The sequence below is a fragment of the Cyanobacteria bacterium QS_8_64_29 genome (genome assembly GCA_003022125.1).
Taxonomy (GTDB): Bacteria; Cyanobacteriota; Cyanobacteriia; order Cyanobacteriales; family Rubidibacteraceae; genus QS-8-64-29.
On sequence record PXQH01000042.1, the window covers coordinates 75716 to 100752 of the forward strand.

Here is a 25037-nt window from a genome sequence, read left to right on the forward strand (position 1 = left end):
CAAGGGAGACTCTCGTGGGACAAAAAATCCACCCCAACGGCTTTCGCCTCGGCTACACCAAAGATCACCTCTCGCGCTGGTACGCCGATGCCCGGCGCTATCCCGAGCTGGTACGCGAGGATAACGCCATTCGCGAATACATCAACAACCAGCTCAGCAACGCTGGCATCTCGGCAACGCGGATCGAGCGCAAGGCCGAGCAGATCGATCTCGAGATCCGCACGGCCCGGCCCGGGGTGGTCGTCGGCCGCGGCGGCAGCGGCATCGAGAACTTGCGCGTTGGCCTGCAGGGGCTGCTGGGCAGCGATCGCCAGATCCGCATCAACGTCGTTGAGGTGCCGCGCGTGGATGCCGATGCCGTGCTGGTCGCCGAGTACGTGGCGCAGCAGCTGGAGCGGCGCGTATCGTTTCGGCGGGTGATCCGCCAAGCCATCCAGCGCGCTCAGCGCGCCGAGGTGCAAGGCATCAAGCTGCAGATTGCCGGCCGCCTCAATGGCTCCGAGATCGCGCGTACCGAGTGGAGCCGCGAGGGGCGCGTGCCGCTGCATACCCTGCGGGCCGATGTCGACTACGCCTACCGCGCCGCCCGAACCGCCTACGGGATCATCGGCGTCAAGGTCTGGCTGTTCAAAGGCGAGATTCTGCCCGATACCGAACCCCAAGCCCCCGAAGAAGCTGGGGCCCTCCCGCGCCGCTAGTTACCTCGTTCAGCGAACTACCATGCTCAGTCCCCGACGCGTTCGATACCGCAAAAAGCAGCGCGGCCGCCTCAAGGGCATGGCCCAGCGCGGCAACCGCGTCAACTTTGGCGACTACGGGCTCCAGGCCACCGAGCCGGCCTGGATTACGGCCCGCCAGCTCGAGGCGGCCCGCCGCGCGATGAACCGCTACTTCCGGCGCGGTGGCAAGATCTGGATCCGGGTATTTCCGGACAAGCCCGTCACCATGCGGCCGGCCGAGACGCGCATGGGGGCTGGCAAGGGCAACCCCGAGTACTGGGTGGCGGTGGTCAAACCCGGCCGCATCCTGTTCGAAATTGCCGGCATCCAGCACGATACGGCCCAAGAGGCCATGCGCTTGGCAGCCCAGAAGCTGCCCATCAAAACCAAAGCCATCTCGCGCGAGCAGGAGCAGATCTAGCCATGGCACTCCCCCGAGTTGAAGACGCCCGACAAATGGACGATGGCGAGCTAGCCGAAGCGATTGTGGCCGCCAAGCAGAAGCTGTTCGACCTGCGCCTGCAGCAGGCCACGCAAAACCTGGAAAAAACGCACGAGTTCAAGCACACCAAGCACTGGCTGGCCCAGCTGATGACTGTCGAGCGCGAACGTCAGCTGGCTGCCGGCAGTGCTGCAAGCCGCCGCTAGTCGAGGTTAAGCACGACGCACTATGGCAGCCAAACAACGGGTCGGACGGGTGGTCAGCAACAAAATGGACAAAACGGTGGTGGTCGTCACCGAGAATCGGGCGCCCAGCCGCAAGTACGGCAAAACCATGGCCTTGACCAAGCGCTTCAAAGCGCACGACGAAAGCAACCAGTGCCAGGAAGGCGATCACGTGCGCATCCGCGAGACGCGACCGCTCAGCCGGACCAAGCGCTGGGTTGTCGAGTCCGTGCTGGCTAGCAGCTCCTCCGCTTAGCACCCCCACAGAATCGAGCGAACCGTGATCCAGCAAGAATCCCAACTCAAAGTGGCCGATAACAGCGGCGCCCGCCGGTTGCAGTGCCTGCGCGTTTTGGCTGGCGGCAACTGTCCCTACGCTGGCATCGGGGACGAGGTCATCGCCGTGGTCAAGGAGGCGCTGCCCAACGCCACCATCCGCAAATCCGACATCGTGCGGGCCGTAATCGTGCGCACCCAGAACAACCTCAGGCGCCCCAGCGGCATGAGCATCCGCTTCGATGACAATGCCGCCGTTTTGGTCAACACCGATGGCAGCCCCCGCGGCACTCGCGTCTTTGGCCCCATCGCCCGCGAGCTGCGCGAGCGCAGCTTTACCCGCATCGTTTCGCTGGCACCGGAGGTGATCTGATGGCAGCTCGCAAAGCGCACAAACTGCACGTCAAGCAAGGCGACAGCGTCCAGGTAATTGCCGGCCAGGACAAGGGCAAGGTGGGCCAAGTTCAGCGCGCCCTGCCCCAAGAGCGCAAAGTGGTCGTTGAGGGCGTCAACGTTAAAACCAAGCACCGCAAGCCCCAGCAGCAGGGCGAGAGCGGGCAGATCCAAACCTTTGAGGCCCCCATCGATAGCTCCAACGTCATGCTCTACTCCAACCAGTACGCCTGCGCCAGCCGCATTGCCCACACCTACGCCGAGGACGGCCGCAAGGTGCGCATGCTCAAAAAGACAGGAGAGATCCTCGACTAGCCGCGGCCATTGCCATGACCCAACGATTGAAAGCGCAATACCAGCAAACCATCATCCCCAAGCTGCGGGACGAGTTTGGCTATCGCAACCTCCATCAGGTGCCGAAAGTGCAAAAGGTGACCGTCAACCGCGGTCTGGGCGAGGCAGCGCGCAATGCCAAAGCGCTTGAGGCCTCCATGAACGAGCTCGCCACCATTACCGGTCAAAAGCCGGTGGTGACGCGCGCCCGCAAGGCCATTGCCGGGTTCAAAATCCGCGAGGGCATGTCCATTGGATTGATGGTGACGCTGCGGCGGGAGCGCATGTACGCCTTTCTCGACCGGCTGATGAACCTGGCACTGCCGCGGATCCGAGACTTTCGCGGCGTCAGCCCCAAAAGCTTTGACGGCCGAGGCAACTACACCCTAGGCATCCGCGAGCAAATCATTTTCCCCGAGATCGAGTACGACAGTATCGATCGCATCCGCGGCATGGACGTTGCCATCGTGACCACCGCTTCCAGCGATGAAGAAGGGCGCGCGCTGCTGCGCGAGCTGGGCATGCCCTTTCGCACGAGCTAACCAGGCAAGGTCGCAGGAAATCGAGCGAGATCGCCTATGGCACCGACAGACACGATCGCGGACATGCTGACCCGCATTCGCAATGCCTGCATGGTCCGGCACGAGAGCACCGTCGTTCCCGCCACCAAAATGAACCGCCGCATCGCCGATGTGCTCAAGGCGGAAGGGTTCATTAGCGACTGCGAAGAGATTGGCGAGGGGGTGCGGCGCGAGATCGCCATCGCGCTCAAATACAAAGGGCGCAACCGCCAGCCCGCGATCGCCAACCTCCAGCGCGTCAGCCGCCCCGGGTTGCGGGTGTACTACAACCGCAAGGAGCTGCCCCGGGTACTGGGCGGCATCGGCATTGCCATCATCTCCACCTCCAGCGGGGTGATGACAGCACGCGAAGCCCGCAACCGCGGCATTGGCGGCGAAGTTCTCTGTTACGTTTGGTAGTCCCGTAAGCGCAAGGAGCTCGCGCGATGTCACGCATTGGCAAGCGTCCCATCCCCCTTCCGGAGGGCGTCAGCGTCGAAATTGAGGGGCGGCAGGTGACCGTCAAAGGCCCCAAGGGCGAGCGGACGCGCCAGCTCCCGGCCAAAGCGAGCTTGGAGCAGGCCGATGGCACGCTCCACGTCCGGCGGCAGGACGACTCGCGGACGGCGCGCGAGCGCCACGGCCTAACGCGCACGCTGGTGGCCAACATGGTGCATGGCGTCTCGCAGGGCTTTACCCAGCGCCTGCAGTTGCAGGGCGTGGGCTATCGCGCCCAAGTCCAGGGGCGGACGCTCGTGCTCAACGTGGGCTTTAGCCAACCGGTCCAGATCGAGCCCCCTGAGGGGATTGATTTGGCTGTCGAGGGCAACGCCACCATCGCCGTTAGCGGCATCGATAAAGAAACCGTCGGCAACCTAGCGGCCAAGATCCGCGACGTTCGCCCCCCAGAGCCCTACAAGGGCAAAGGCATTCGCTACCAGGACGAGCGCATCCGACGCAAAGCCGGCAAAGCAGGAAAATAAACCGCCATGAGCCTCACGCGCCGAAACGCCACTCGCAGGCAGCTGCTGGCCCGCCGCCACCAGCGGGTTCGCCAGCGCATCAGCGGCACGGCCCAGCGACCGCGCCTGTCCGTCTTTCGCTCCGGGCAGCACATTTACGCCCAAGCGATCGACGACACGCGCCACCACACCCTGGCAGCCGCCTCCACCCTGGACCGGCAGCTGCGCGAGCAGTATCCGGCCAAAGCCACCTGCGAAACCGCGGCCGTGGTGGGCCAGCTCCTTGCCGAGCGGGCCCGCCAGCAAGGAATCCAGCAGGTGGTGTTCGATCGCGGCGGCCATCGCTACCACGGCCGGGTCAAGGCCTTGGCGGATGCGGCGCGCGAGGGCGGGCTGCAGTTCTAGTCCCCAATCCGAGCGAGGAACGCCGTATGGCAAAGCGCAACAGCCGAACCAAGGAAAAAGAGACGGACTTTCAGGAGCGCGTCGTCCAGATCCGCCGCGTGAGCAAGGTCGTCCAGGGCGGCAAAAAGCTCAGCTTTCGGGCGATCGTGGTCGTGGGAGACGGCAAAGGCCAGGTGGGCGTGGGCGTTGGCAAGGCCAGCGACGTCATCGGCGCCGTCCGCAAAGGGATCGCCGAAGGCAAAAAGCAAGCCATCGAGGTACCGCTGACCCAAAGTAACTCCATTCCCCACCGCGGCTACGGCACCGCCGGGGGCGCCCAGGTCATGATGCGGCCCGCTGCGCCCGGAACCGGCGTCATTGCCGGTGGTGCCGTCCGGGCCGTGTTGGAGCTCTCAGGGGTGCAGAACATCCTGGCCAAGCAGCTGGGCTCCAACAACCCGCTCAACAACGCCCGGGCTGCCATCAACGGCCTGTCCGAGCTGCGCACCCCCAGCGAGGCCGCCCGCCAGCGCGATGTCTCGGTGGAGCACCTGTACTGGAAGGGCTAGGCCACCCCGTTGCTATCCCGCATTGTCGCTATCCCGCATTGAGGAGGATCCCGTGAGACTGCACGACCTCAACCCCCAACAAGGCGCCCGCAAGCGCGCCCAACGCCTCGGCCGCGGCGATTCCAGCAACCGCGGCGCTACCTGCGGTCGGGGCATGCGGGGGCAAAAAGCCCGCGCCGGCTCGGGGCCCATTGCCGGGTTCGAGGGCGGCCAAATGCCGCTCTACCGGCGCGTGCCCAAGCTCAAGCACTTTACGGTCATTGCGCCCACGCGCTATACCACGGTCAATGTGGGGGCGCTGAGCGCGCTCGAAGCCAATGCGGAAGTAACCCGCGATCGCTTAGTCCAGGCAGGCATCGTCACCGACAAGCGCGGGCCGCTCAAGATCTTGGGCGGTGGCGAGCTCAACGTAGCGCTGCAGGTCAAAGCAGCGGCCTTTTCCGCCAGCGCACGCCGCAAGATCGAGGCGGCTGGCGGCCGCTGCGAAACTGTTGCCTAACCAGCGCAACTCATCCGTTTTGCCGCACGCGAGGTAGCTGGCCGATGGTGGCCAATCAAAGCCGGACCCCCTCCGCTCAGGAAACGTTCATGCAGATGGCGCGAGCTGCGGGCTTGCGCAACAAGCTACTGGTAACCGTCGGGCTGATCGTGCTCGTGCGCTTTGGCAAGGTGGCGGTGCCGGTGCCCGGCATTGATCGCGAAAGCTTTGCGAACGCGCTCGAGGGCAACGCCGTCACCGGCTTTTTTAATTTCATCTCGGGGGGCGGCTTCTCGGCGCTGGGCGTACTAGCGCTAGGCATCATCCCCTTTATCAATGCCTCCATCATCATGCAGCTGCTAACCGCAGCCATCCCCTACCTGGAGAACCTGCAAAAAAACGAAGGGGAGGCTGGCCGCCGCAAGATCTCGCAGATCACGCGCTACGTTGCCCTGGGCTCGGCCGCCATCAACAGCTTGGGGCTGGCGTTTTTTGCCCGCCCCCATGCTTACCAGGGCGGCCCTATCTTCATTGCCGAGACCGTGCTGGCGCTCACCGCCGGCTCCATGTTCGTGATTTGGCTCTCGGAGCTCATCAGCGAGCGCGGTTTGGGCAATGGGGCATCGCTGCTGATTTTTGCCAACATTGCCGCCGTGTTGCCCCAAACCCTGGGCAACACCATCGAGTTCGCCCAGACAGGCGGCCGTCAGGCGGTGGCCCAGGTGGTGATGCTGTTGCTGGTGTTTTTGGCCACCATCGTGGGCATTGTCTTCGTGCAAGAGGGCAACCGCCGCATCCCCATCGTTTCGGCCCGGCGCCAGGTGGGCAAGCGCCTCTACCGCGAGCGCACCAGCTACCTGCCGCTGCGGCTCAACCAAGGTGGGGTGCTGCCCATCATCTTTGCCACCATCCTGCTGACGCTGCCAGCCCAACTCGCCCGACTAACCAGCGGCCAGCTGGGCGCGGGCGCGCAGGCCGCCCCCGAGGCCCAGGGCAGTGGCTGGGCGGCCCAGCTCAACCAAGTTCTGGTAACCGCCTCAACCTATTTGAGCCCCACCGGGCCGGCACCGTGGCTCTACTTTACGGTCTATCTGCTGTTGATCCTGTTCTTTAGCTACTTCTACGCCTCGCTCATTGTCAATCCGGACGACATGTCTAAAAACCTCAAAAAAATGGGGGCCAGCATTCCCGGCATCCGGCCCGGGCAGGCAACCAGCGAGTACCTGCAGCGGGTGATCAACCGCCTAACGTTTTTAGGGGCGCTATTTCTGGGTGCTGTCGCCATCATCCCTACGGTCATCGAGAACCTGACCGGGGTGACGACCTTTCGCGGCTTTGGGGCCACCTCGCTGCTGATTCTGGTCGGGGTGGCCATCGAGACAGCCAAGCGCATCCAGAGCAATGTCGTCTCCCAGCGCTACGAGGGCATGGTCAAATAGCGCCGGCGCCCCCATTACCGAACCATTAGGAAACGCAAGCATGAGCGCGCGATTGATTTTTTTGGGCCCACCAGGGGCCGGCAAGGGCACGCAGGCCCAGTTGCTCGCCCAGCAGCTGGGCGTCCCGCACATCGCCACCGGCGATATCCTGCGCGAGGCGATCACGGCCGGGAGCGAGCTGGGGCAAAAGGCGCAGGCCTACGTCGAGCGGGGCGAGTTGGTCCCCGACACCCTGCTCGCCGACCTCATTCGGGAGCGGCTCAACCAGCCGGATGCCCAGCAGGGCTGGATTCTGGATGGTTTCCCCCGCAACGTCAACCAGGCCCAATTCCTGGAGCAGTTGCTGGGCGAGCTCGGCCAGCAATATGACCGCGTGCTCAACTTGGATGTCCCGGACGAGGTGCTAGTCGAACGCCTGCTCGCGCGCGGGCGCAAGGACGATACGGAAGCCACCATCCAGCGGCGCCTGGATGTCTATCGCGAGCAGACCGCTGCGCTCATCGACTACTATCGCCAGCGCGATAGCTTCTGCACCATCGACGGCAACCGCGATTGCGAGCGCGTTACCGAAGCGCTCAAGCAGGCCGTTCGCGGCTAGCCCTTGCTACAATCGGGCGGCTGTCGCTGTTCCCCGCACCCCCCAATTCGCCCATGGCCAAACAGGACCTGATCGAGATGGAAGGGACGGTCACAGAGTCCCTGCCCAACGCGATGTTCCGCGTCGATCTGGAGAATGGCTTCAATATCTTGGCGCACATCTCGGGCAAGATCCGCCGCAACTACATCAAGATCCTGCCCGGCGACCGGGTCAAGGTGGAGCTAACGCCCTACGATTTGAGCAAAGGGCGCATTACCTACCGGCTGCGCAAAAAATAGGGCGGCCTTGGCATTGCTGCAGCGGCGCTAGCGCAGTATAATAGAGCGTCTACCGAATTTTTAAGCCCCATGAAAGTCCGACCGTCGGTCCGCAAAATTTGCGATCGCTGCCGCGTCATCCGGCGGCGCGGTCGCGTCATGGTGATTTGTTCCAACCCCAAACACAAGCAGCGGCAGGGCTAGCGCACGCAACCGGGCATCGATTTAGGAGGGACAAGCAAACGTGGCACGCATTGCTGGTGTTGATCTTCCGCGCGAGAAGCCCATCGAGGCAGGGCTGACCTACGTCTACGGCATTGGATTCACGCGCTCGTCGCAAATCCTAGCAGCCACCGGTATTGATCGCGCCACGCGCGTCAAGGATCTCAGCGACGACCAAGCCATGACCCTGCGCTCGCACATCGAGCAGCACTATCGCGTCGAGGGCGATCTGCGGCGCTGGGAGAACATGAACATCAAGCGCTTGATGGACATTGGGACCTACCGCGGCCGCCGCCACCGCCAGGGGCTGCCCGTGCGCGGCCAGCGCACGCGTACCAACTCCAAAACCCGCCGTGGCCGCCGCACCGGCACTCCCGGCAGCAAGAAAAAGAAATAAAGCACGCGCTCGCGACGGCGCAACCCAGCCGACATCCCGACTGCAAGCAGGTTTATGGCACGACAGACGCGCAGGAGCAGCGCCAAAAAACGCAATGTCCCCAACGGCGTGGCCCACATCCGCTCGAATTTCAACAACACCCTAGTGACCATCTCCGATACCAAAGGCGATGTCATCTCCTGGGGGTCAGCCGGCTCGAGCGGTTTTAAAGGGGCCAAAAAGGGAACGCCCTACGCCGCCCAGCGGGCTGCCGATGGGGCCGCCCGTCGGGCGATGGATCAAGGCATGCGCCAAATCGAGGTTATGGTCAGCGGCCCAGGGGGCGGCCGCGAGACCGCCATCCGGGCGCTGCAGGGCGCTGGCCTAGAGATCACCCTGATCCGCGATGTGACCCCCATTCCCCACAACGGTTGCCGCCCGCCCAAACGCCGCCGCGTCTGAGCCAGAGCCCTGTGGGGAGAGCCAGCAACAGCGAATGAGGGAGGTCACCTGTGGCGCAGTTTCAGATCGAGTGCATCGAGTCCAAAACCAACGCCGATCGCAGCCAGTACAGCCAGTTCGTGCTCGAGCCGCTCGAGCGGGGACAGGGCATTACGGTGGGCAACGCGCTGCGGCGGGTCCTGCTCGCCAACCTGTCAGGGGCAGCGGTAACGGCGGTCCGCATCGCCGGGGTCAACCACGAATTCGCCACCCTCGAGGGCGTTCGCGAGGACGTGCTCGAGATCCTGCTCAACATGAAAGAAATCGCGGTTCGGGCGCACTCGGAGGGTCCCCACCTGGGGCGCATGGTCGCGCACGGTCCCGGAACCGCGACGGCAGCGCAGTTCGAGCTTCCCTCCGAGGTTGAGGTTGTCAACCCTGATCGGCCCGTGGCGACCCTCAGCGAGGGGGCCAAGTTGGAGATGGAGTTTCAAATCGAGCGCGGGAGCGGCTACCGCACCGTCGAGCGCACCCAGGATGAAGGCAGCGCCCTCGATTTTCTGCAGATCGATGCGGCTTTTATGCCCATCCGCAAGGCCAACTACAGCGTTGAAGACACCCGCGCTCGGGATCCCAATACCGACGGCTCAGTAACCAAGGATCGCCTGCTGCTCGATATCACCACCGACGGCAGCATCTCGCCGGAAGAAGCCCTCTCGCAAGCAGCTGGCATTGCGGTGGGCTTGTTCGAGCCGCTGCGGGACCTGAGGCTCGAGTCGCTGCAGCAGGAGGCTTCGGGTAGCGCCGACTCCACCGGCCAGATCCCCATCGAGGAGCTGCAGCTATCGGTGCGCGCCTACAACTGCCTCAAGCGCGCCCAAATCAACTCGGTCGCCGACTTGCTCGACTACAGCCACGAGGACTTGCTCGAGATCAAAAACTTCGGTCAAAAATCGGCCGAGGAAGTCCTAGAGGCCCTGCAGCAACGATTGGGCATTACCCTGCCGCAGGAGAAATCGGCCAGCCAATAGCGCTGGCCGTGCCGCAAGGAGCTACCCCACCATGCGCCACAAACGCCGCGTTCCCCAACTGGGCCTGCCCGCCGATCAGCGCCGCGCGCTGCTGCGATCGCAAGCGACGCAGCTGCTGCGCCACGGCCAGATCAAAACGACCAAAGCGCGCGCGCGCGCGCTACGCCGAGAGGTCGAGCGCGTCATCTCGCTCGCCAAGGAAGGCTCGCTGGCTTCCCGGCGGCGCGCGCTGGGCTATCTCTACGACAAGCAGCTCGTCCACGCCCTATTCGAGCAGGTCAACGAGCGCTACGGCGATCGCCAAGGCGGCTATACGCGCATTGCGCGCACGGTCCGCCGCCGCGGCGATGGAGCCGAGATGGCCATCATCGAGCTGGTGTGAGCGCCGCCGGCTCGAGCGGTACCAGCGCTCGGGTGGCCCTGCTGGTCCAGTACTGGGGCACGCACTTCCACGGCTGGCAGCGGCAGCCGCAACAGCGGACGGTCCAAGCCGTGCTGGAGGAGACCATTGGCGCGGCCCTGGCCGCCCTGTTGCCCGAGCCCGAATGGCGCCAGCAGCGCGTGACAGTGGTTGGAGCTGGCCGGACGGATGCCGGCGTTCACGCTGCAGCGCAGGTTGCCCACTTCGACGTGCGAGGCCCCATTCCGGCTGCCAAGTGGGCGGCCATTCTCAACGCGCGCCTGCCCCAGGACCTGTTAGTGCGCGACTCGGCTGCCGTTCCGCCCCACTGGCACGCGCGCTTCTCGGCCATCTGGCGCCGCTATCGCTACCTGCTCTACACGGCGGCCTTGCCCGATGTGTTCCTGCGACCCCTGAGCTGGCACTACTATGCCGCGCCGCTGCGGGCCGATCGCATGCAAGCAGCCTTGAGGCCGCTGGTCGGCCGGCGCTGCCTGCGGGCCTTCCATCGCGCCGGTTCGGCCCGCCCGCACTCCTGGGTGGAGGTCCAGGCCGCCGAATGCCACCGCTACGGCGCCGTGGTGGCGCTGGAGTTGCAAGCTAGCGGGTTTCTCTACGGTATGGTACGATTGCTGGTTGGCATGCTGGTGGAGGTCGGGAGCGGCCAGCGCTCGCCCGAGAGCTTTACCGAGCTCTGGATTCACCGCCAGCGGGGGTACATCCGGTACGCTGCCCCAGCGCAGGGCCTGTGCCTGCTGCGCGTGGGCTATCCCGAGTGGCCTTTTTCCCCGCAAGCTTGGCTCGATGCCCAGCCTGCCCTGGGTTGGGCAACGGGATCGCCCAGCCTGCACTAGCCTCAATTGCAAGCAGAGACGATGAACCAAACGCCGCTACCAACGCAAGCGCAAGCAGAGCGCCAATGGTACGTGGTCGATGCGGCCAACCAGCGAGTGGGCCGGTTAGCCACTCAAGTCGCCGCGCTGCTGCGCGGCAAGCACGATCCCCACTTCACCCCCCATCTGGATGCCGGGGAGTTTGTCATTGTCGTCAATGCCAATAAGGTGGTGGTGACCGGCAAAAAGGCGCATCAAAAGCACTACTACCGGCATTCGCACCGGCCGGGGGGCATGAAAACCGAAACCTTCGCGCAGCTGCAGCGGCGCATCCCCGAGCGGATCGTCGAGCAAGCCGTTAAAGGCATGCTGCCCAAAAACAAATTGGGCCGCCAGCTGGCGCGCAAGCTGTACGTTTACCCTGGCCCCCACCACCCCCATCAGGCGCAAAAGCCGCAGCCGCTATCGCTCGAGACCGACCCGGGAGGCAACTAATGCCGGAGCCATCCAACCGCGTTGTTTATTGGGGCACCGGGCGTCGCAAGACCTCGGTCGCCCGCGTTCGCCTAGTGCCGGGAAGCGGCCGCGCGAGCATCAACGATACGACGGCCGAGCAGTACTTCGATCGCGATCCGGGCCATCTGGGTGCCATCAAAGCCCCGCTCGAGACCTTGGGCCTAGAGGGCGATTACGACATCCGTGCCCGCGCCCACGGCGGTGGCAAAACCGGCCAGGCCGAAGCCGTCAAGCTGGGGGTAGCGCGAGCGCTCTGCAAGCTCGCCCCCGAAAACCGCGATCCGCTCAAGGTGGAGGGACACTTGACCCGGGATCCGCGCTCGAAAGAGCGCAAAAAGTACGGCCTGCGCAAGGCGCGCAAGTCGCCGCAGTACTCCAAGCGCTAGGCTGTTCGTGCAAGCGAGTCGCGCAGACGTTAGCCATGGCCAAATCCGACATTCATCCCCAGTGGTATCCCGACGCCAAGGTGATCTGTAACGGCGAAGAAGTCATGCGCGTGGGCTCCACCCAGCCCGAGATCCACGTCGATATCTGGGCGGGCAACCACCCCTTCTACACCGGGCAGCAGCGCATCATCGACACCGAAGGCCGCGTGGAGCGCTTTCGGCGCAAGTACGGCATGCTGGACGACCGGGCCGAGAGCGGCGGTGGCGACGCCAGCAACGGACAGTAGGCCCCCCAGGCACCGCGCGCCTTGCCATGACCGAATCCTATTTGCTGGAGAAGCTGCAATCGGTCGAGGAAACCTACGACGACCTGACGCGCCGCTTGGGCGATCCCGATATTGCCACCGATCCCCAAGAGCTACAGCGGCTCACCAAAGCGCGCTCGGCCATTGAGGAGACCGTTACCACCTACCGGCACTGGAAGCAGCTCCAGCAGGAGCTAGAGCAGGCGCGGCAAGTGTTCCAAGAAGCCAACGGCGATGCCGAGCTGCGCGAGGAAGCGCGGCGCGAGATTGGCGAGCTGGAGCAGCGCCAGAGCGAGCTGGAGCAGCAGCTCAAAATCCTGTTGCTGCCGCGCGATCCCAACGACGATAAAAACATCATGCTCGAGATCCGGGCCGGGACGGGGGGCGACGAAGCCAGCCTGTGGGTGGGCGATTTGGTGCGCATGTATGCCAGCTACGCCGAATCGCAGGGCTGGAAGGCCGAGATGGCCAGCGAGTCGCCGGGCGAGTTCGGCGGTTACAAAGAAGCGGTCTTGCAGATTCAGGGCGAGCGAGTCTATAGCAAGCTCAAGTTCGAGGCGGGGGTACATCGGGTCCAGCGCGTTCCCGCCACCGAGACGGGCGGGCGCGTGCACACCTCCACGGCAACCGTGGCGATCATGCCGGAGGCGGACGAGATTGAGGTCAACATCGACCCCAAAGACATCGAGATGACCACCGCGCGCTCGGGCGGCGCCGGCGGCCAGAACGTCAACAAAGTCGAAACGGCAGTGGACCTGCAGCACAAGCCTACCGGCATTCGCATCTTTTGCACCCAGGAGCGCACCCAGCTGCAGAACCGCCAGCGGGCCATGCAAATCCTTCGGGCCAAGCTCTACGAGCGCAAGCTCCAAGCGCAGCAGGAAGCCATCACCTCCATGCGGCGATCGCAGGTGGGGACGGGCGAGCGCTCGGAGAAAATCCGCACCTACAACTACAAAGAAAACCGCGTTACGGACCACCGCTTGGGGAAAAACTTCAACCTCGATGCCGTGCTGAAAGGCGAGCTGGAAGGCCCTATCGAAGCGTGCATTGCCCAAGACCAGCAGGAACGCCTGGCCGAGCTGGCAACCGCCCAACCCAGCGAGGCTGGGTAACGAGCGCCGCGCCTGCCGTCGACGGCCGCCGGCGTTCGTGCTAGTGTGGCCGCCATTGGCAGCTGCAGCCGGGAACGCAGCGAGCCCGCCGGCGGTCTTGCGCTAGAGCAGGCCCCCAACCGAACCGAACGACGCGCGAGGACGGTCATGACGCAAGCGCCAGCAGCTCCAGTCGTACTGATCGTGCTGGATGGCTGGGGGAGTCGCGCCGAAACGGCGGGCAACGCCATTGCCGCTGCCCGCACCCCCATCATGGACAGCTTGCAAGCGGCCTACCCGCACACCGAGATTCAAGCAGCCGGGCAAGATGTGGGCTTACCCAAGGGGCAGATGGGCAACTCCGAGGTGGGGCACCTCAACCTGGGCGCAGGGCGGATCGTGCCTCAGGAGCTGGTCCGCATCAGCCAAGCCGTTGCCGATCGCTCGCTGGAGCGCAACGCCGAACTCGTCCAGGTCTGCCAGGAGGTGCGCCGCAGCGGCGGCAAGCTGCACCTGCTGGGCTTGTGCTCGGAAGGGGGGGTTCACGCGCACCTGCAACACCTCTACGGCCTGCTGGCGCTCGCCCGCGCCCAAGGGGTGCCGCAAACCTGCATCCACGCCTTCACCGACGGCCGCGATGCCGAGCCCACCCGGGGTATTGAAGATATTGCAGCCATTCAAGCCCAAACCGAGCGCCTGGGCGTAGGCCGTTTGGTCACGCTGAGCGGCCGCTACTACGCCATGGACCGCGACCGCCGCTGGGACCGGATCCGCCAGGCGTACGAGGTCTTAACGCAAGACGAGCCCAACGCCCACCGCTCGGCGAGCGCGACCCTACAGGCGTGCTACGAGCGCGGCATCACTGACGAGTTCATTCCGCCCACCCGCCTGGCGCCGGGCGCCATCGAGCCTGGGGAGGGCGCAATCGCCTTCAACTTTCGGCCCGATCGGGCCCGCCAATTGGTCTCGGCCCTGATCGATCCCGGTTTTGACGGGTTTGCGCGCGAGCCCATCCAGCCGCTGAGCTTTGCCACCCTGACCCAATACGACCCCGAGCTGCCCGCTCGGGTGGCGTTCAAACCTCAAACTTTGGACGATCTGCTGGGGGAGGCGATCACCCGGCAAGGATGGCGCCAGTTTCGGGCCGCCGAGACCGAAAAGTATCCCCACGTTACCTACTTTTTTAACGGCGGTACCGAACCGCCGCTAGCGGGCGAGGATCGCGAGCTCGTGGCCAGCCCGGCGGTGGCAACCTACGACGGTGCGCCTGCCATGTCGGCCCAGGCCGTCACCAATAGGGCCAACGCCGCGATCGCAAGCGGCCGCTATGCCTTTGCTGCCATCAACTACGCCAATCCCGACATGGTCGCCCATACGGGCGACATGGAAGCCACGGTTGCAGCGGTGGAGACCGTTGATCGCTGCTTGGGCCAGCTCCTGGAGGGCATCGGCCGCGTCGGCGGCACGGCCATTGTCACTGCCGATCACGGCAATGCCGAATGCCTGTGGGACGAGCGCGGGAACTCGCGGACCGCTCATACCAGCAATCCCGTACCGCTAATTGTGGTCGAGGGCGAGCGGGCCAAGGTGCCCGGGTACGGTACCGCGCTCAAGCTGCGCTCGGACGGGCGGCTGGCCGACGTTGCGCCCACCATTCTAGACATCCTACAATTGCCGCAACCGTCGGCCATGACGGGCCACTCCCTGCTGGAAGCGGCCGACTACGAAGTCCGCAGCAACCGGACGCCGGTCCGGGTTACCTGAGCGGCTGCAACGGCCGGCGAATTGCCCTAGAGAGAACCCGCGCGATGACTGTTGCCCAGATTGCCGAGATCGCTTGGGTCGCGTTGGCTGCCTTGCTAATTGCCATTGTGCTGCTGCACAGCCCTAAAGGGGACGGCCTGGGCGGCATTGGCGGCCAGGGCCAGCTGTTTACCAGCACCAAGAGCGCTGAGAAGGGCCTGAACCGCATCACTTGGGGCATTGCCATCGCGTTTTTGGGGCTAACCATTGCCCAGAGCGCCGGCTGGTTGGGCTGATGCCGGCGGCCCCACCCGGTGGGGGACAGCCACTGGCTGGCTTGTTGGGGAGTGCCCTCATCGCAGCGGCCGCGCCGCTGGCCCCTACCCTGGCAGCGCCGCCCGAGCCGCCGGCTGCCCTGCCCCAGCCCCGAGCGCATCCCGTGCCGCAGCAGCTGAAGCGGCAGTTTGCCCCCCAAGCCGCGGGGAACTATTTGGACCGCATCGAGCCCACGCGCGTGGGCTATCTCGTGTGGTCCCAGCTTCCGGTTCGCATCAGCCTTGCCCATCCCCCCGAAGCTCGAGCGAGTTCGGCCCGCCAGCGCCGCTTCCAGCGTTGGCAGGCTGCGGTGCGCCAAGCCATTGCCGACTGGGACCAGTACTTGCCGCTCTCGGTGGTAGCCTCGCCCGAGCGCGCCGACATCCGCATTGCGCGATCGCAACCGCCGCGTCAAAGCAGCGGCCAGAGGGCCCGCGCGCGGGCTGGCCGGACGCGCTACACCATTGAGGTCTGCTGCCGCGCGCAAGGCCCGCCGCGACTGCACCCCCAAGGGCAAATCGCGCTAGCGCCCGGCCAAAGCCGGCGCAATACGCTGTCATCGGCCCGCCACGAACTGGGCCACGCGCTCGGCCTCTGGGGGCACAGCCGCCAGTCCGGCGATGTCATGTACGGCGCGCACACGGGCAGCCCCACCTCCATCTCGCAACGGGATGCCAACACGCTCTACCGCCTCTACCGGCAACCGACGCGCTTGGGATGGCCGCTCCAACTCCAGCGCGCTCGGCACTAGCCCCGCCGAGGCAGAACGCCTCAAACGCGGCTCTCCAGCCGGGCTCGCTTCGCCTCCACGACTTGGGTGTAGAGCCGCTCCAGCTGGGTAATGTTTTGGCTGAGCGTGTAGCGCTCCAAAACGCGCTGCCGGCCTTTGTCGCCCAGCAAGTTGGTCAGCTCGGGATGCTCGCGGCAGGCTGGCAGCAGGGCCTTGAGCTGGGCCATGACGCGCTGGGTGCTGAGGATGATGCCGGCGCCTTCTTCCAGGACTTCGCCATCAGCCCCCGCATCGGTGGCCAGGCAGGCGACCCCGCAGGACATGGCCTCCAGCAGCGACAGCGACAGGCCCTCAACCAGCGAGGGCAAAACGAAGGCATCGGCCGCCTGCAGGATCTCGATGCGGCGCTGCTCCTCCGCGATCGAGCCCAGCCAAATCACGCCTTGCTCGGGGCCGTAAAAGGACTGCAACGAGGAGGCCAGCGGGCCGTCCCCCACTAGGGCCAGCTTGCTGCCCTCTGCAGCCATCTCGCACTGCTTCCAGGCGCGCAGCAGGGCCTCAACGTTTTTCTCGGCTGAGATGCGCCCCTGATAGACGAACAACCGCTGCGCCTGCAGCTCCGTTTTGGCCCCGGAGCGACCGGGACAGTACTTATCAACTTCAACGCCATTGGGAATGACGGCTAGTTTCCCAGCGGGCACGCCCAAGCGCTCCAGCAGGTCCCGCTGCAGGCGCGAGAACACGATCACCCCATCGTAATGGGCCAAAAACGGGGCATAGAGTTGGTAGGTCAGCAGTTGCGTGCTGGATTTGAGGTTGCGGATCTTGTTGTCAAAGGGCGAGTGGAAGGTCGCGACCAGCGGAATGTTGAGCGACTGGCAGATCTCGGGCAGGCGAAAGTCGAGCGGCGAGAGCGTTAGCGAGGCATGAACCAAGTCGGGCTGCAAGCGCTGCAGCGCTTGCGCCAGGATTTTGCTCGATCGCGGGGTGGGGATGGTAAACGCCTGCGATTTGTAAAGAAACGGCAGCGCAACTTCCGGGCAGTCGGGCCAGTGCTCCGAGCGCGAGGCTTGTTGGGCAAAGTGCAGGAAGCTGACGCGGTAGCCGCGCTCGAGCAATGCATTGGTGATCTTGCGGTTGTAGGTGACATTGCCGCAAAAGGGCGACTTTTTTCCCAGCCAAGCAACATGCATGCGACGGCGCTGACGCAACGGTCAGGGTAACGCGCTACAGCGCAGGACCAGACGCTAGCCCTGGCTGGCTAGCTGGCTGGTAGCTTATCAGTTCGCTCGGTCCCTACCGTTAGGTTCCGCGGCAGTCGCTGCTTCTGCAACAGAACTATACCAACTCAAGCCCCCGCCTGCGATGGCAATGGCTGCCAAGCTCAGCAAGACGGCCTGCAAGCCCCAGACGGCTTCCGCAACGCCGGCCACGGCCAGGGGCAAGCTGAGGGCAATGTTAACGGCGTTGTTTTGCAGGCCGAAGACTTTGCCGCGCATGGCTTCTGGCGTTTCGGCCTGAATGGTGGTTTGCATGGGAATGCCCACAAAGGCCGCAAACAAGCCCAGCAAGGTGGTTGCGGCCAGGGCGGCCTCAAGCTGCTGGGTGGCAGCCGCCAGCCCCAGTAGCGAGCCGGCAACGCCCACCGAGCCCACGGCGCTGAGCGCGTGGCGCGGGAAGCGCTGCCCCCACCGGCCGACAATGACGGCACCTCCTGCCATTCCCAGGCCGCCGGCTGCCAGCACAAAGCCAAACTGCGATGCCTTCAACTGCGGGAGCTGCTCGGCCAGACTGACGGCCAAAACTGCCAAAGCGGCAAAAATGCAAAACAGCACCACCAGCTGAATCATGGCGTTGCGCACCCGGGCATTGCTGCCCAGGTAGCGGACGCCTTCCCAGATATCGCTCAACACCTGCGAGTGCGCTCCAACCGTTGCTGCCGCGCGCTCCTCGGTTTTGAGCAACAGCAACAGCACCCCCGCCAGCGCGTAGGCGCCGCCCACGACGAGCTCTTTGACGAACTCCCAGTTCAGGCCCAACAGGGTCGCCAAGCGCTCGGTTAGGGCCAGCAACGGCTCGCCCACGGCAAAGCCCACGATCAGCGAGGCCATCATGGTGGTGGTGTAGAGCGAGTTCGCCGGTAGCAAGTGCTGGCGCTCTACCAACAGCGGGATGGCGGTCTGCTCGGCAGGCGCAAAGAATTGCGTCAGGGTCGACACGGCAAAGGTCACCGCCAGCAGCAGCCAGAACCCAGCGGGCCAACCCAACCACGGCGCCCCATCTTGCAGCAGCCACAGCCCCAGCGGAATGGCCATGACCAATCCACCGCGCAGCAGGTTGGTGGCGACCAAAACCCCCTTTTTCGACCAGCGATCGACGTAGACGCCCGCCAGCGACCCGAACAAAACCGCCGGAATGGTAAAGGCGATCATGACCGCCGAAACCCAGCTGCCAATCCTGTCTTCCGGTTGCTGAAAGTGGCTGGTAATGAGGGCGACAGCCAAAACCAAATAGACCTTGTCGGCGAGCTGGGAAAAGACTTGACCCAGCCACAGGATCAAAAAGCGCGTGTTTTTCAGTACCGGCAGGAAGCCACCGCCGGCGGTCGGCAGGGTAGGCGTTGTCTCCTCAGCCAGCGTGTTGGCCGGATCGCCAACGCCCTCGGTCTCGGCTAGCGAGTTGGCTGCCGTATTGGGATCGGTTTGCTGGGTGGGGGAAGTAGCCATGATTGAGCTGCGTCCGACGCTAAGCCTGCGGTTGGGGCGAGCGCGCTGCGGGGGTTGCCAGCAGCGTCTCCAGGAGAGTCGCCGAGCGGATGGAACGGCCCAGGTGGGTTTGGGTATAGGCGCGCAGCAATCGCTCCAACTGCGACCAGCTCGCTTCGCGATCACCAGCCGTTAGCGATGCCCCCGCCAAGCGCTGCAACCGTGCCACCTCTTCGGCCCCTAGGTAAGCATCAACCTGGGGAACAGGGGGCGCAGCCACCCCGGACTGGGGTTCGGCGGCTGTACCGGACCCGTCCGCTGCCAGGCAGACCAATCCCCCCGCATCAATGCTGAACCCGACCTGCCAATCAGCATCGCCCGGATCGACCGTAATGGGAACCTGGCGCCAACAGCATGCCTGCACCTGCGGAGCAACGCCAGCCGCAGCCAGCAAGTGAAACGTTCCTTGGACCAAATGCGGCAGCAGTGCGGTACTCAAAGCAGCCTCCGCCATCGAGAGGCGCTCGATGCGGCGCAAGTGCTCGTTGAGCAGTTCGTAGAGCTCGCTTTGGGGCTGCTCGCTCAACCCCAGCTGGAGCACGATTTCGGCTAAGTACTGACCGGCCGCCAGCTTGCCCAAACTGCCGCTCAGGCCGGGATATGTTGCCATCGTCTCGGCTTGGGCGATTTTATCCAGCGATCGCCCGCGCACGAGCAAAAGTCGGTTAACGGCAAACGCTTCGCTGCGCCCGCTCAGGCTGGCGTTGTGCTTGCGCGCTCCCGGGGCAACGGCCCGGACCAGGCCGTACTCGGGCGTCAGCACGGTCACCAAGCGATCCGCCTCAGCCAGCGGCATGCTTTTGAGGTTGATGCCGGTGGCTTTATAAGTCCGGGTCATGACAGGGGCTCAGTGCTAGCGGACCGACTCCAAGGTATCGCGCTGCTGCAGCAGCTTGGGGCCGCGCGAGGTCCCCAATCGCGTCGCGCCTGCTTCAATCAAGGCTTCCGCTTGGGCAGTGGTCCGAATGCCGCCCGCTGCTTTAATGCCCAAATGCTCCCGCGTGGCTTCGCGCAGCGCCTTGACATCGGCGACGGTAGCCCCGCCGAACCAACCCGTATTGGTTTTGACAAAGGCCGCCCCGGCATCCATGGCGATCTCGGCAGCAAGCCGCTTCTCCTCGTCGGTTAGCAAGCCGGCCTCCACGATCGCTTTGAGGGGTTGGCCGGTTTCGTGGACGAGCTGGGCAACTTCGTTATAGACAGCGTCCGTATTGCCGGCTCGAATAGCGCTGAAGTTGAGGGCAACATCCAGCTCGCTTGCGCCGTGCTCCACTGCCTGTTGTGCTTCGTACAGCTTGGTGGCAGTGGGAGTGGTCCCGGTGGGAAAGCCAATGACCGTGCAGATGCGAATGGCTTTGCCCTGCAGCAGCTCCCGAGCGCGCGCCACGGCAGCCGGATAAATGCAAACGGCAGGAAAGTGGAAGCGGTCGGCTTCGCGGCAGCACTGCGCCAGTTGCTCGTCGGTGCCGACCGGATCGAGCATGGTGTGGTCGATGTAGGGCGCTAGGTCAATGCCGGCACTGGTGGCAGCCATGGGGCGCTCTGATGGGGACTGCCCTAGTTATATCAAAATGTTAAGGGGGTGCCGGCCCTTGCTGGTGCCCGGGGCGCTTGCCCACCGCGCGATCGCGCTAGCCTGCTGGCTGGCCCCACAAGGCAACAAGCGGCCATGGCAGCACCTTCCCGGCGCCGTTGCTGGCTGGATGAATACGGCCTCGTTCCCTACCAGCAAGCGCGGGCGTGGCAGCACTCGCTGGTGGCGCACCGTGTCCGCAACCCCGAACTTGCCGATCGCTTGCTGCTGCTGGAGCACCCGCCGGTCTACACCTTGGGCAAAAATGCCAGCTTGGCCTTTTGCCGCTTTGACCCGGCAACGAGCGATGTTCCGCTCTACCGCGTCGAGCGCGGCGGCGAGATCACCTATCACTGCCCGGGGCAGATTGTGGGCTATCCCATCCTCAATTTGCGCTACCACCAGCCGGATTTGCACTGGTACCTGCGGCAGCTAGAACAAGCCCTCATCCAGACCCTGCAAGCTTGGGGCTTGCGTGGCGAGCGGCGCCCAGGCTTGACTGGCGTTTGGCTCCATGGCGTCAAGGTGGCCTCAGTAGGCATAAAAGTCCGCCACTGGATCGCCATGCACGGCTTTGCGCTCAATGTCTGCCCTCAGCTACAAGGCTTCGAGCGCATCGTGCCCTGCGGCATTGCCGACTGCCCGGTGGGGAGCCTGGCGCAATTTGTGCCCAGCATTAACTGCCGGCAGGTGCGCCGCGAGCTGGCAGCCGCCTTTGCGCAAACGTTTGTCCTGGAGCTGGTTCCGGCCGAGCGGCAGGGAGAGGCTATCCCGGCAAGCGTGCCCAGCCAATCGAGCGCGTAGCGCGGCGCGGCGGACTATCGACGGCCTAGAAGGACGCTACTGGGATCGCTTTAACACGCACTTTTGGTGCCAACCCAGCTAAGACTATGGCTCGAGCTCGCGTGCTTGCTGGAGAATGCCGACCGCCCGTTCGCGAGCGCTAGGGCGATCTTTGGGGGCGTGCGGGCTGCGCTCTAGGATGCGCATGGCTTCGTCGTGATCGCAGCCGTCCTGTAGGGCTCGTTGGGCAACGAGGCGATCGAGCCGCTCGTCGTCCTCGACGGCAGCCACTTGCTGGGCATAGTCCTGGTAAAGCTGCCGGTAGTGTGGGTCGGCGATGTGCTCCAGTGCTAACTCCAGCATCCGCTCGGCCCCTCGAAGCGACTCGCGCGCATCCTCTGCCGAGATCGAGCTAGTTGGCTCGTAGTCGCTCCTAGCTCGGCGTTGCTGTGCCTCATTGAAGGCGCGCCCCAGATCCGGGGGAGCTTCGCCGGTTTGAATCCAGTACTGGCCAAACCGAGAAACGACTCCTCCGTGCGTTGAGGTGTGAACGCCGCGAGCTTCCAAGAGTGCTGATGCGGCGTGGAACATGCTGTAGTAGGCGCGCGAGCTTGCGACCTCGTAATACCCGTGCTGTAGCAAGTGCTCGGCCGCCGCAAGCCGCTCGCTTGCTTTCAGCAGCCGCTGCTTCTGCGCCAGCTCCATCAGCTAGATCGCGATCCCCTCTTTTGAGACGACTCGCCGGAGCGCCAGCTCCCCATTCAGCCAATCGCGTTTATCGAACAGCAGGAGGCTAATCAAGTCGAACGTCCTCGCTGCGGCCTCCACCTGGAAATCGCTTGGTAGTTTCTCGTCGCGCCTTCGATTCAGGTCCTTGAGGACGGCCAGTACGTCCACATCCGAGGTGGGATGAAAGTCGCCTCGGGCTAATGACCCGAACAGCACCAGCTCGACCAACCGATCCCCATAGCAGTCCTGGCAGTGGCGCTTGAACTCGGCCAGCAGGTTCCAGACGCGCTCCTGCCGGATCGCTTTGTACCGTGCCAAGGCCTGTGCTTTGGGATGGGAGGGGGGCAGGGCCTCGGCTCGATACGCCACCTCGTCGATCGCTACATCGCTCAGGCCGCTGGCATCCATAATCTGCCCAAGGTGCCAGCCGTCAGCGAGCCGCTCCAGCACCCAGAGATCGCGATCAAAGTCGGTTGTTGTCTGCATGGCTGGCTAGGGCTGGGGCCAGAAGTCCTCGTCGAGGATCTGCTCAAGGTTGAAGGGTGCCTCGGCTGGGAACTGTCCGAGCGGCAATCCCGTTTCCTGGGCTGCCAACTTGCGCGCTTTAGTGTATTCGCTGGACAGCAGCCGCTCTAGTTCGGGTTTAAGGCTAGGACTATCCGCCAGCAGGTCCCGAACTCGCATTCGGTGCTCGGTGATGGTTGCCTGCCAACTGTTCGTGCGCCGTTCGGGCTGGTAGGCCCACTTGAGCAGATATTGCAGCAAAACTCGCAGGTTGCTAGCGAGAGCCTGCTTTTGGCTGCGGCCCATATCGGCCAGTTCCTCAATCAAGTCGGGTAGATCCAGCGCGTCGAACTCGCGCGCCTTGAGCTGCTCGATGGTCTCATCCAACCAGCGGGCGTAGTCCGTTTCGTAGAGCTGGGCCAGGTTGGAAAACTGGGCTTATTGGTCGTGCATGGGCTCGAACCAGCAGTTGCTGAGATCCTAACGCCAGGGACTCTAGGCATTAGCGCCGCGTCGCCGCAACTAGGCGCGGTTGTGGTCCAGGTCTGCCCTAGATCAAGAGCAGCTTATGTTGTCTAACTAGCTAAGAGCGGCCAAAGAGCTGTTGTCCTTTAGCCTAGCTAAGGATTGTTCTTTTGTTACTCTGGTGGCAACCACTCGAAAGCGAGTGTCTGATCAAGGTTGAATGGTGGCCGCCTTGGAAAAGTCGAGAGCTGGATCCCGGTTTCTTGAGCAGCTTTGCGACGGGCCTTGGTGTATTCCCATTCGAACCGTGCTCTGAGGGCTTCAAATAATCTTGGGCTTCTCTTGAGGGCTTGGTATAGCCGACGCCGATGCTCAGTGATCGAGTCGATCCAGCTTTTGGTACGCCTTTGAGGCTGGTACTGCCATTTTAGGAGATGAATCAGCACCTGCTTTAGACTACTGGGTGCAGCCTTAGGCTTCTGGCTGCTGTTGCCCTTCTTTTGGCCTTTACTCATGGAGACGTTGCACTAGAAACAACGTCTCTTAGGTACAATACTCACCCAATCACAAAGTGGCCAGATTATGCCGAATCCACTGCTGCTTTCTTTCAGGCCATGATCTATGCAACGGCAGCCTACCTGAAGTGCGCACCTGGTATGCCTGAGTACTGGCACATCTCTCTCCATGCTGGAGTTGGTTTTCCTAGGGGCGGGCGGTCTCAGGTCAATAAGACTCGGGTAAAAAGAGGGGGTTGTCCCGTTGACCGAGCCTGAAGTGCAACATTTGCTGCTAGCTGTCGTACTGCCCAGGTTGCAGAGTGCCGAGCAAGCATTGCCTTGGTTACCCTGGCGTCGCCATTACTAGGCTGTCGCGCGACGCTGTCACTACCGACCCAAATCCACGGCTGTAGTATTAGGTTAAACAGTGATACAGCATGGCCTTGTTTCCACCCGGATGGCGCCGCAGCTAGTTATGAGGGTGCCGTTGAGGTCATGTTCACTATCGATTTTGTTGGGCCAGTACTGGCGTAAGTAAACACGCTTCTTCTGGACAGTTTGTTGCCGTATATGTTAACCTCTTGGAGAGTATGTTAACCTCTTGGAGAGATCGTCACTGCAAGGAGATTGGAATGCCAAAAACTGGAACTACTGCTCAGACATCTGGAATTTACAGGGGAGGATGCTCTTGCAGTCAGGAGATTGCTCTAAGCCAAGGGGAAACTTTTCCGCCGTGCAGAACATGCAATCAAACAGTTAATTGGACTCTTGTTCGCCAAACGAAGTAATGGCGCACAGGGATTCGCAATTCTTCTATTCCAATACTGCTAATTGTCGAAGTCTGCTTACATTGAGACGGTACTATTGCATAACAGTAGGCTGCTAGCACTGTTGCAGTCACTGCAAGGAAGATTGCCGATCCTAGCAGTATAGCTTTTCCCCATATTTGTTTATCTAGTTGATGAGCTGCCTTGACCCACTGGCGTGCTATGTACAACTTTAGATCTTCTTCTTTCAATTTGCTATGTGGGTAATTCATGTAAAGGAGCTTTTCGGGGTCGACTGTTCTATAAGTTGGAAAAGGCAAAAGCCTGATCGTGCATGCTACTAGGGCAAGTCCTAGGAGTGAGTAGACCCACGTTCCCTGGCAAGGCAGGTTTCCTCCTAAGTTGAGCGCCACCCCACTAAAAGCAAGTATTGTTGTTAGCTTATTATTGAGGCTGTCCAAATTGAGGAACATTTGGATCCAGGAGACTATCCGGATCCTGGCGAATCGTCGACTCCTGAACGAGTGAATTTAGATGAGAATCCACATAAGGGTGATATTCACACTCATCAAGATTCCCAATCGCAGGAAGAAGACACTGATTAGTAGCCTTTTCCGATTTCCCCTAACTTACTTCCGATCAATGAGCGTAGCTTTAGAGTCAGCACAACATGTAAGAGTTGCTGCTGCTTTTACTGGTTCTATCTTTGTCCAAGCAAAGGTTCTAGCTTAGCCAGAACGTCTTCTATAGCAATCACAACTTACACGTGAACGAACCCGTACTGGCGTAGCATCGAAAATTTAAAGATGTCATGCTCGATAAGTAGCCAGAATAGCGCCTTGACGCGCTCAAAGGAAGGACATAGGCCAGCTAGCTTTCTCATGGTCTCTTTGCCTCGCAGCCAGACTTTCTCAATCGGGTTCTGTTC

At 63.0% G+C, this 25037-nt stretch carries 38 protein-coding genes; 29 read left to right on the forward strand and 9 right to left on the reverse strand.

Features of this window, described 5'->3' with window-relative positions:
• Window positions 1–14: 14 nt before the first annotated feature.
• The 28 genes from BRC58_07170 to BRC58_07305 all read left to right on the forward strand — a co-directional run bounded on the left by BRC58_07170 (window position 15) and on the right by BRC58_07305 (window position 16047).
• On the forward strand, window positions 15–698 hold the full coding sequence (locus BRC58_07170; protein PSP17185.1) for a 30S ribosomal protein S3: 684 nt from the start codon (window positions 15–17) through the stop codon (window positions 696–698).
• Window positions 699–720: 22 nt separating this feature from the next.
• Window positions 721–1140 carry a 50S ribosomal protein L16 gene (locus BRC58_07175; protein PSP17186.1) on the forward strand — a complete coding sequence of 140 codons (420 nt, stop codon included), beginning with the start codon at window positions 721–723 and terminating at the stop codon, window positions 1138–1140.
• Between the two features lie 2 nt (window positions 1141–1142).
• Window positions 1143–1367 carry a 50S ribosomal protein L29 gene (locus BRC58_07180; protein PSP17187.1) on the forward strand — a complete coding sequence of 75 codons (225 nt, stop codon included), beginning with the start codon at window positions 1143–1145 and terminating at the stop codon, window positions 1365–1367.
• Window positions 1368–1389: 22 nt separating this feature from the next.
• Complete coding sequence (locus BRC58_07185; protein ID PSP17188.1) at window positions 1390–1641, forward strand: 30S ribosomal protein S17; 252 nt, start codon at window positions 1390–1392, stop codon at window positions 1639–1641.
• 24 nt (window positions 1642–1665) lie between these two features.
• Complete coding sequence (locus BRC58_07190) at window positions 1666–2034, forward strand: 50S ribosomal protein L14 (GenBank protein ID PSP17189.1); 369 nt, start codon at window positions 1666–1668, stop codon at window positions 2032–2034.
• On the forward strand, window positions 2034–2369 hold the full coding sequence (locus BRC58_07195; GenBank protein PSP17190.1) for a 50S ribosomal protein L24: 336 nt from the start codon (window positions 2034–2036) through the stop codon (window positions 2367–2369). The genes BRC58_07190 and BRC58_07195 overlap by 1 nt, the downstream gene beginning before the upstream one ends.
• A 14-nt stretch (window positions 2370–2383) precedes the next feature.
• Window positions 2384–2929 carry a 50S ribosomal protein L5 gene (locus tag BRC58_07200; GenBank protein ID PSP17191.1) on the forward strand — a complete coding sequence of 182 codons (546 nt, stop codon included), beginning with the start codon at window positions 2384–2386 and terminating at the stop codon, window positions 2927–2929.
• 36 nt (window positions 2930–2965) lie between these two features.
• Window positions 2966–3367 (forward strand): 30S ribosomal protein S8, encoded by a 402-nt coding sequence (locus BRC58_07205; protein PSP17192.1) that lies wholly within the window; start codon window positions 2966–2968, stop codon window positions 3365–3367.
• Window positions 3368–3393: 26 nt separating this feature from the next.
• The gene (locus BRC58_07210; protein PSP17193.1) at window positions 3394–3930 is read left to right on the forward strand and encodes a 50S ribosomal protein L6; all 537 of its coding nucleotides are present in this window, start codon (window positions 3394–3396) and stop codon (window positions 3928–3930) included.
• 6 nt (window positions 3931–3936) lie between these two features.
• Entirely contained in the window at window positions 3937–4314 is a 378-nt protein-coding gene (locus BRC58_07215) for a 50S ribosomal protein L18 (protein PSP17194.1), read from the forward strand.
• Between the two features lie 26 nt (window positions 4315–4340).
• The gene (rpsE, locus tag BRC58_07220) at window positions 4341–4862 is read left to right on the forward strand and encodes a 30S ribosomal protein S5 (GenBank protein ID PSP17195.1); all 522 of its coding nucleotides are present in this window, start codon (window positions 4341–4343) and stop codon (window positions 4860–4862) included.
• A 52-nt stretch (window positions 4863–4914) separates the two neighbouring features.
• Window positions 4915–5361: a 50S ribosomal protein L15 gene (locus BRC58_07225; protein ID PSP17231.1), complete on the forward strand. Its 447-nt coding sequence runs from the start codon at window positions 4915–4917 to the stop codon at window positions 5359–5361.
• A gap of 44 nt (window positions 5362–5405) precedes the next feature.
• Window positions 5406–6779, forward strand: coding sequence for a preprotein translocase subunit SecY (locus BRC58_07230; GenBank protein PSP17196.1), 1374 nt, complete (start codon window positions 5406–5408; stop codon window positions 6777–6779).
• A gap of 40 nt (window positions 6780–6819) precedes the next feature.
• On the forward strand, window positions 6820–7377 hold the full coding sequence (locus BRC58_07235; protein PSP17197.1) for an adenylate kinase: 558 nt from the start codon (window positions 6820–6822) through the stop codon (window positions 7375–7377).
• 53 nt (window positions 7378–7430) lie between these two features.
• Window positions 7431–7655, forward strand: a complete 225-nt coding sequence (gene infA / locus BRC58_07240) for a translation initiation factor IF-1 (protein PSP17198.1) — start codon at window positions 7431–7433, stop codon at window positions 7653–7655.
• Window positions 7656–7724: 69 nt separating this feature from the next.
• Complete coding sequence (locus BRC58_07245; protein PSP17199.1) at window positions 7725–7838, forward strand: 50S ribosomal protein L36; 114 nt, start codon at window positions 7725–7727, stop codon at window positions 7836–7838.
• Between the two features lie 40 nt (window positions 7839–7878).
• Entirely contained in the window at window positions 7879–8253 is a 375-nt protein-coding gene (locus tag BRC58_07250) for a 30S ribosomal protein S13 (GenBank protein ID PSP17200.1), read from the forward strand.
• A gap of 54 nt (window positions 8254–8307) precedes the next feature.
• A complete protein-coding gene (locus tag BRC58_07255; protein PSP17201.1) occupies window positions 8308–8694 on the forward strand; it encodes a 30S ribosomal protein S11 in 387 nt (128 codons plus the stop codon).
• 50 nt (window positions 8695–8744) lie between these two features.
• Entirely contained in the window at window positions 8745–9704 is a 960-nt protein-coding gene (locus tag BRC58_07260; protein PSP17202.1) for a DNA-directed RNA polymerase subunit alpha, read from the forward strand.
• A gap of 31 nt (window positions 9705–9735) precedes the next feature.
• Window positions 9736–10086, forward strand: a complete 351-nt coding sequence (locus BRC58_07265) for a 50S ribosomal protein L17 (GenBank protein ID PSP17203.1) — start codon at window positions 9736–9738, stop codon at window positions 10084–10086.
• Window positions 10083–10958 carry a tRNA pseudouridine(38-40) synthase TruA gene (locus tag BRC58_07270; protein ID PSP17204.1) on the forward strand — a complete coding sequence of 292 codons (876 nt, stop codon included), beginning with the start codon at window positions 10083–10085 and terminating at the stop codon, window positions 10956–10958. Before BRC58_07265 ends, BRC58_07270 begins: the two co-directional genes overlap by 4 nt.
• Before the next feature lie 21 nt (window positions 10959–10979).
• A complete protein-coding gene (locus tag BRC58_07275; GenBank protein ID PSP17205.1) occupies window positions 10980–11432 on the forward strand; it encodes a 50S ribosomal protein L13 in 453 nt (150 codons plus the stop codon).
• Window positions 11432–11839: a 30S ribosomal protein S9 gene (locus BRC58_07280; protein PSP17206.1), complete on the forward strand. Its 408-nt coding sequence runs from the start codon at window positions 11432–11434 to the stop codon at window positions 11837–11839. Before BRC58_07275 ends, BRC58_07280 begins: the two co-directional genes overlap by 1 nt.
• Before the next feature lie 35 nt (window positions 11840–11874).
• Window positions 11875–12126 carry a 50S ribosomal protein L31 gene (locus BRC58_07285; protein ID PSP17207.1) on the forward strand — a complete coding sequence of 84 codons (252 nt, stop codon included), beginning with the start codon at window positions 11875–11877 and terminating at the stop codon, window positions 12124–12126.
• A 26-nt stretch (window positions 12127–12152) separates the two neighbouring features.
• A complete protein-coding gene (prfA, locus tag BRC58_07290; GenBank protein PSP17208.1) occupies window positions 12153–13259 on the forward strand; it encodes a peptide chain release factor 1 in 1107 nt (368 codons plus the stop codon).
• A 147-nt stretch (window positions 13260–13406) separates the two neighbouring features.
• Window positions 13407–15002 (forward strand): 2,3-bisphosphoglycerate-independent phosphoglycerate mutase, encoded by a 1596-nt coding sequence (locus BRC58_07295; protein ID PSP17209.1) that lies wholly within the window; start codon window positions 13407–13409, stop codon window positions 15000–15002.
• A 44-nt stretch (window positions 15003–15046) separates the two neighbouring features.
• Window positions 15047–15277 (forward strand): preprotein translocase subunit SecG, encoded by a 231-nt coding sequence (locus BRC58_07300; GenBank protein PSP17210.1) that lies wholly within the window; start codon window positions 15047–15049, stop codon window positions 15275–15277.
• Window positions 15277–16047: a peptidase gene (locus tag BRC58_07305; GenBank protein ID PSP17211.1), complete on the forward strand. Its 771-nt coding sequence runs from the start codon at window positions 15277–15279 to the stop codon at window positions 16045–16047. Before BRC58_07300 ends, BRC58_07305 begins: the two co-directional genes overlap by 1 nt.
• A 20-nt stretch (window positions 16048–16067) precedes the next feature.
• Here the strand turns inward: BRC58_07305 and BRC58_07310 are convergent, their stop codons facing one another.
• The 4 genes from BRC58_07310 to deoC form a co-directional block, all read right to left on the reverse strand.
• A complete protein-coding gene (locus BRC58_07310) occupies window positions 16068–17219 on the reverse strand; it encodes a glycosyltransferase (GenBank protein ID PSP17212.1) in 1152 nt (383 codons plus the stop codon).
• A gap of 87 nt (window positions 17220–17306) precedes the next feature.
• Window positions 17307–18752, reverse strand: coding sequence for an arabinose efflux permease (locus BRC58_07315; protein PSP17213.1), 1446 nt, complete (start codon window positions 18750–18752; stop codon window positions 17307–17309).
• A 19-nt stretch (window positions 18753–18771) separates the two neighbouring features.
• Window positions 18772–19629 carry a DNA repair protein RecO gene (locus BRC58_07320; GenBank protein PSP17214.1) on the reverse strand — a complete coding sequence of 286 codons (858 nt, stop codon included), beginning with the start codon at window positions 19627–19629 and terminating at the stop codon, window positions 18772–18774.
• A gap of 15 nt (window positions 19630–19644) precedes the next feature.
• Entirely contained in the window at window positions 19645–20325 is a 681-nt protein-coding gene (gene deoC / locus BRC58_07325; GenBank protein ID PSP17215.1) for a deoxyribose-phosphate aldolase, read from the reverse strand.
• 135 nt (window positions 20326–20460) lie between these two features.
• Between deoC and BRC58_07330 the strand changes: the two genes are divergently transcribed.
• Complete coding sequence (locus BRC58_07330) at window positions 20461–21168, forward strand: lipoyl(octanoyl) transferase (GenBank protein ID PSP17216.1); 708 nt, start codon at window positions 20461–20463, stop codon at window positions 21166–21168.
• Between the two features lie 84 nt (window positions 21169–21252).
• On the opposite strand, the gene BRC58_07335 is transcribed toward BRC58_07330, so the two are convergent.
• The 5 genes from BRC58_07335 to BRC58_07355 form a co-directional block, all read right to left on the reverse strand.
• Window positions 21253–21852, reverse strand: coding sequence for a hypothetical protein (locus BRC58_07335; protein PSP17217.1), 600 nt, complete (start codon window positions 21850–21852; stop codon window positions 21253–21255).
• A gap of 3 nt (window positions 21853–21855) precedes the next feature.
• The gene (locus tag BRC58_07340; GenBank protein PSP17232.1) at window positions 21856–22284 is read right to left on the reverse strand and encodes a hypothetical protein; all 429 of its coding nucleotides are present in this window, start codon (window positions 22282–22284) and stop codon (window positions 21856–21858) included.
• Window positions 22285–22368: 84 nt separating this feature from the next.
• Window positions 22369–22803, reverse strand: coding sequence for a DUF29 domain-containing protein (locus tag BRC58_07345; GenBank protein PSP17218.1), 435 nt, complete (start codon window positions 22801–22803; stop codon window positions 22369–22371).
• 215 nt (window positions 22804–23018) lie between these two features.
• Window positions 23019–23360, reverse strand: coding sequence for a DUF29 domain-containing protein (locus BRC58_07350; GenBank protein PSP17219.1), 342 nt, complete (start codon window positions 23358–23360; stop codon window positions 23019–23021).
• 1509 nt (window positions 23361–24869) lie between these two features.
• A partial coding sequence (locus BRC58_07355; protein PSP17220.1) for an IS630 family transposase occupies window positions 24870–25037 on the reverse strand: 168 nt, incomplete at its 5' end.

Coding starts and splice junctions, on each gene's coding strand:
- BRC58_07265 (PSP17203.1), top strand. CDS start 9,736: ATGCGCCACAAACGCCGCGTTCCCCAACTGGGCCTGCCCGCCGATCAG.
- BRC58_07230 (PSP17196.1), top strand. CDS start 5,406: ATGGTGGCCAATCAAAGCCGGACCCCCTCCGCTCAGGAAACGTTCATG.
- BRC58_07195 (PSP17190.1), top strand. CDS start 2,034: ATGGCAGCTCGCAAAGCGCACAAACTGCACGTCAAGCAAGGCGACAGC.
- prfA (PSP17208.1), top strand. CDS start 12,153: ATGACCGAATCCTATTTGCTGGAGAAGCTGCAATCGGTCGAGGAAACC.
- BRC58_07175 (PSP17186.1), top strand. CDS start 721: ATGCTCAGTCCCCGACGCGTTCGATACCGCAAAAAGCAGCGCGGCCGC.
- BRC58_07205 (PSP17192.1), top strand. CDS start 2,966: ATGGCACCGACAGACACGATCGCGGACATGCTGACCCGCATTCGCAAT.
- BRC58_07350 (PSP17219.1), bottom strand. CDS start 23,360: ATGAGTAAAGGCCAAAAGAAGGGCAACAGCAGCCAGAAGCCTAAGGCT.
- BRC58_07305 (PSP17211.1), top strand. CDS start 15,277: ATGCCGGCGGCCCCACCCGGTGGGGGACAGCCACTGGCTGGCTTGTTG.
- BRC58_07315 (PSP17213.1), bottom strand. CDS start 18,752: ATGGCTACTTCCCCCACCCAGCAAACCGATCCCAATACGGCAGCCAAC.
- BRC58_07210 (PSP17193.1), top strand. CDS start 3,394: ATGTCACGCATTGGCAAGCGTCCCATCCCCCTTCCGGAGGGCGTCAGC.
- rpsE (PSP17195.1), top strand. CDS start 4,341: ATGGCAAAGCGCAACAGCCGAACCAAGGAAAAAGAGACGGACTTTCAG.
- BRC58_07235 (PSP17197.1), top strand. CDS start 6,820: ATGAGCGCGCGATTGATTTTTTTGGGCCCACCAGGGGCCGGCAAGGGC.
- deoC (PSP17215.1), bottom strand. CDS start 20,325: ATGGCTGCCACCAGTGCCGGCATTGACCTAGCGCCCTACATCGACCAC.
- BRC58_07340 (PSP17232.1), bottom strand. CDS start 22,284: ATGGATGCCAGCGGCCTGAGCGATGTAGCGATCGACGAGGTGGCGTAT.
- BRC58_07285 (PSP17207.1), top strand. CDS start 11,875: ATGGCCAAATCCGACATTCATCCCCAGTGGTATCCCGACGCCAAGGTG.
- BRC58_07245 (PSP17199.1), top strand. CDS start 7,725: ATGAAAGTCCGACCGTCGGTCCGCAAAATTTGCGATCGCTGCCGCGTC.
- BRC58_07200 (PSP17191.1), top strand. CDS start 2,384: ATGACCCAACGATTGAAAGCGCAATACCAGCAAACCATCATCCCCAAG.
- BRC58_07300 (PSP17210.1), top strand. CDS start 15,047: ATGACTGTTGCCCAGATTGCCGAGATCGCTTGGGTCGCGTTGGCTGCC.
- BRC58_07330 (PSP17216.1), top strand. CDS start 20,461: ATGGCAGCACCTTCCCGGCGCCGTTGCTGGCTGGATGAATACGGCCTC.
- BRC58_07215 (PSP17194.1), top strand. CDS start 3,937: ATGAGCCTCACGCGCCGAAACGCCACTCGCAGGCAGCTGCTGGCCCGC.
- BRC58_07320 (PSP17214.1), bottom strand. CDS start 19,629: ATGACCCGGACTTATAAAGCCACCGGCATCAACCTCAAAAGCATGCCG.
- BRC58_07185 (PSP17188.1), top strand. CDS start 1,390: ATGGCAGCCAAACAACGGGTCGGACGGGTGGTCAGCAACAAAATGGAC.
- BRC58_07255 (PSP17201.1), top strand. CDS start 8,308: ATGGCACGACAGACGCGCAGGAGCAGCGCCAAAAAACGCAATGTCCCC.
- BRC58_07295 (PSP17209.1), top strand. CDS start 13,407: ATGACGCAAGCGCCAGCAGCTCCAGTCGTACTGATCGTGCTGGATGGC.
- BRC58_07280 (PSP17206.1), top strand. CDS start 11,432: ATGCCGGAGCCATCCAACCGCGTTGTTTATTGGGGCACCGGGCGTCGC.
- BRC58_07180 (PSP17187.1), top strand. CDS start 1,143: ATGGCACTCCCCCGAGTTGAAGACGCCCGACAAATGGACGATGGCGAG.
- infA (PSP17198.1), top strand. CDS start 7,431: ATGGCCAAACAGGACCTGATCGAGATGGAAGGGACGGTCACAGAGTCC.
- BRC58_07335 (PSP17217.1), bottom strand. CDS start 21,852: ATGGAGCTGGCGCAGAAGCAGCGGCTGCTGAAAGCAAGCGAGCGGCTT.
- BRC58_07275 (PSP17205.1), top strand. CDS start 10,980: ATGAACCAAACGCCGCTACCAACGCAAGCGCAAGCAGAGCGCCAATGG.
- BRC58_07310 (PSP17212.1), bottom strand. CDS start 17,219: ATGCATGTTGCTTGGCTGGGAAAAAAGTCGCCCTTTTGCGGCAATGTC.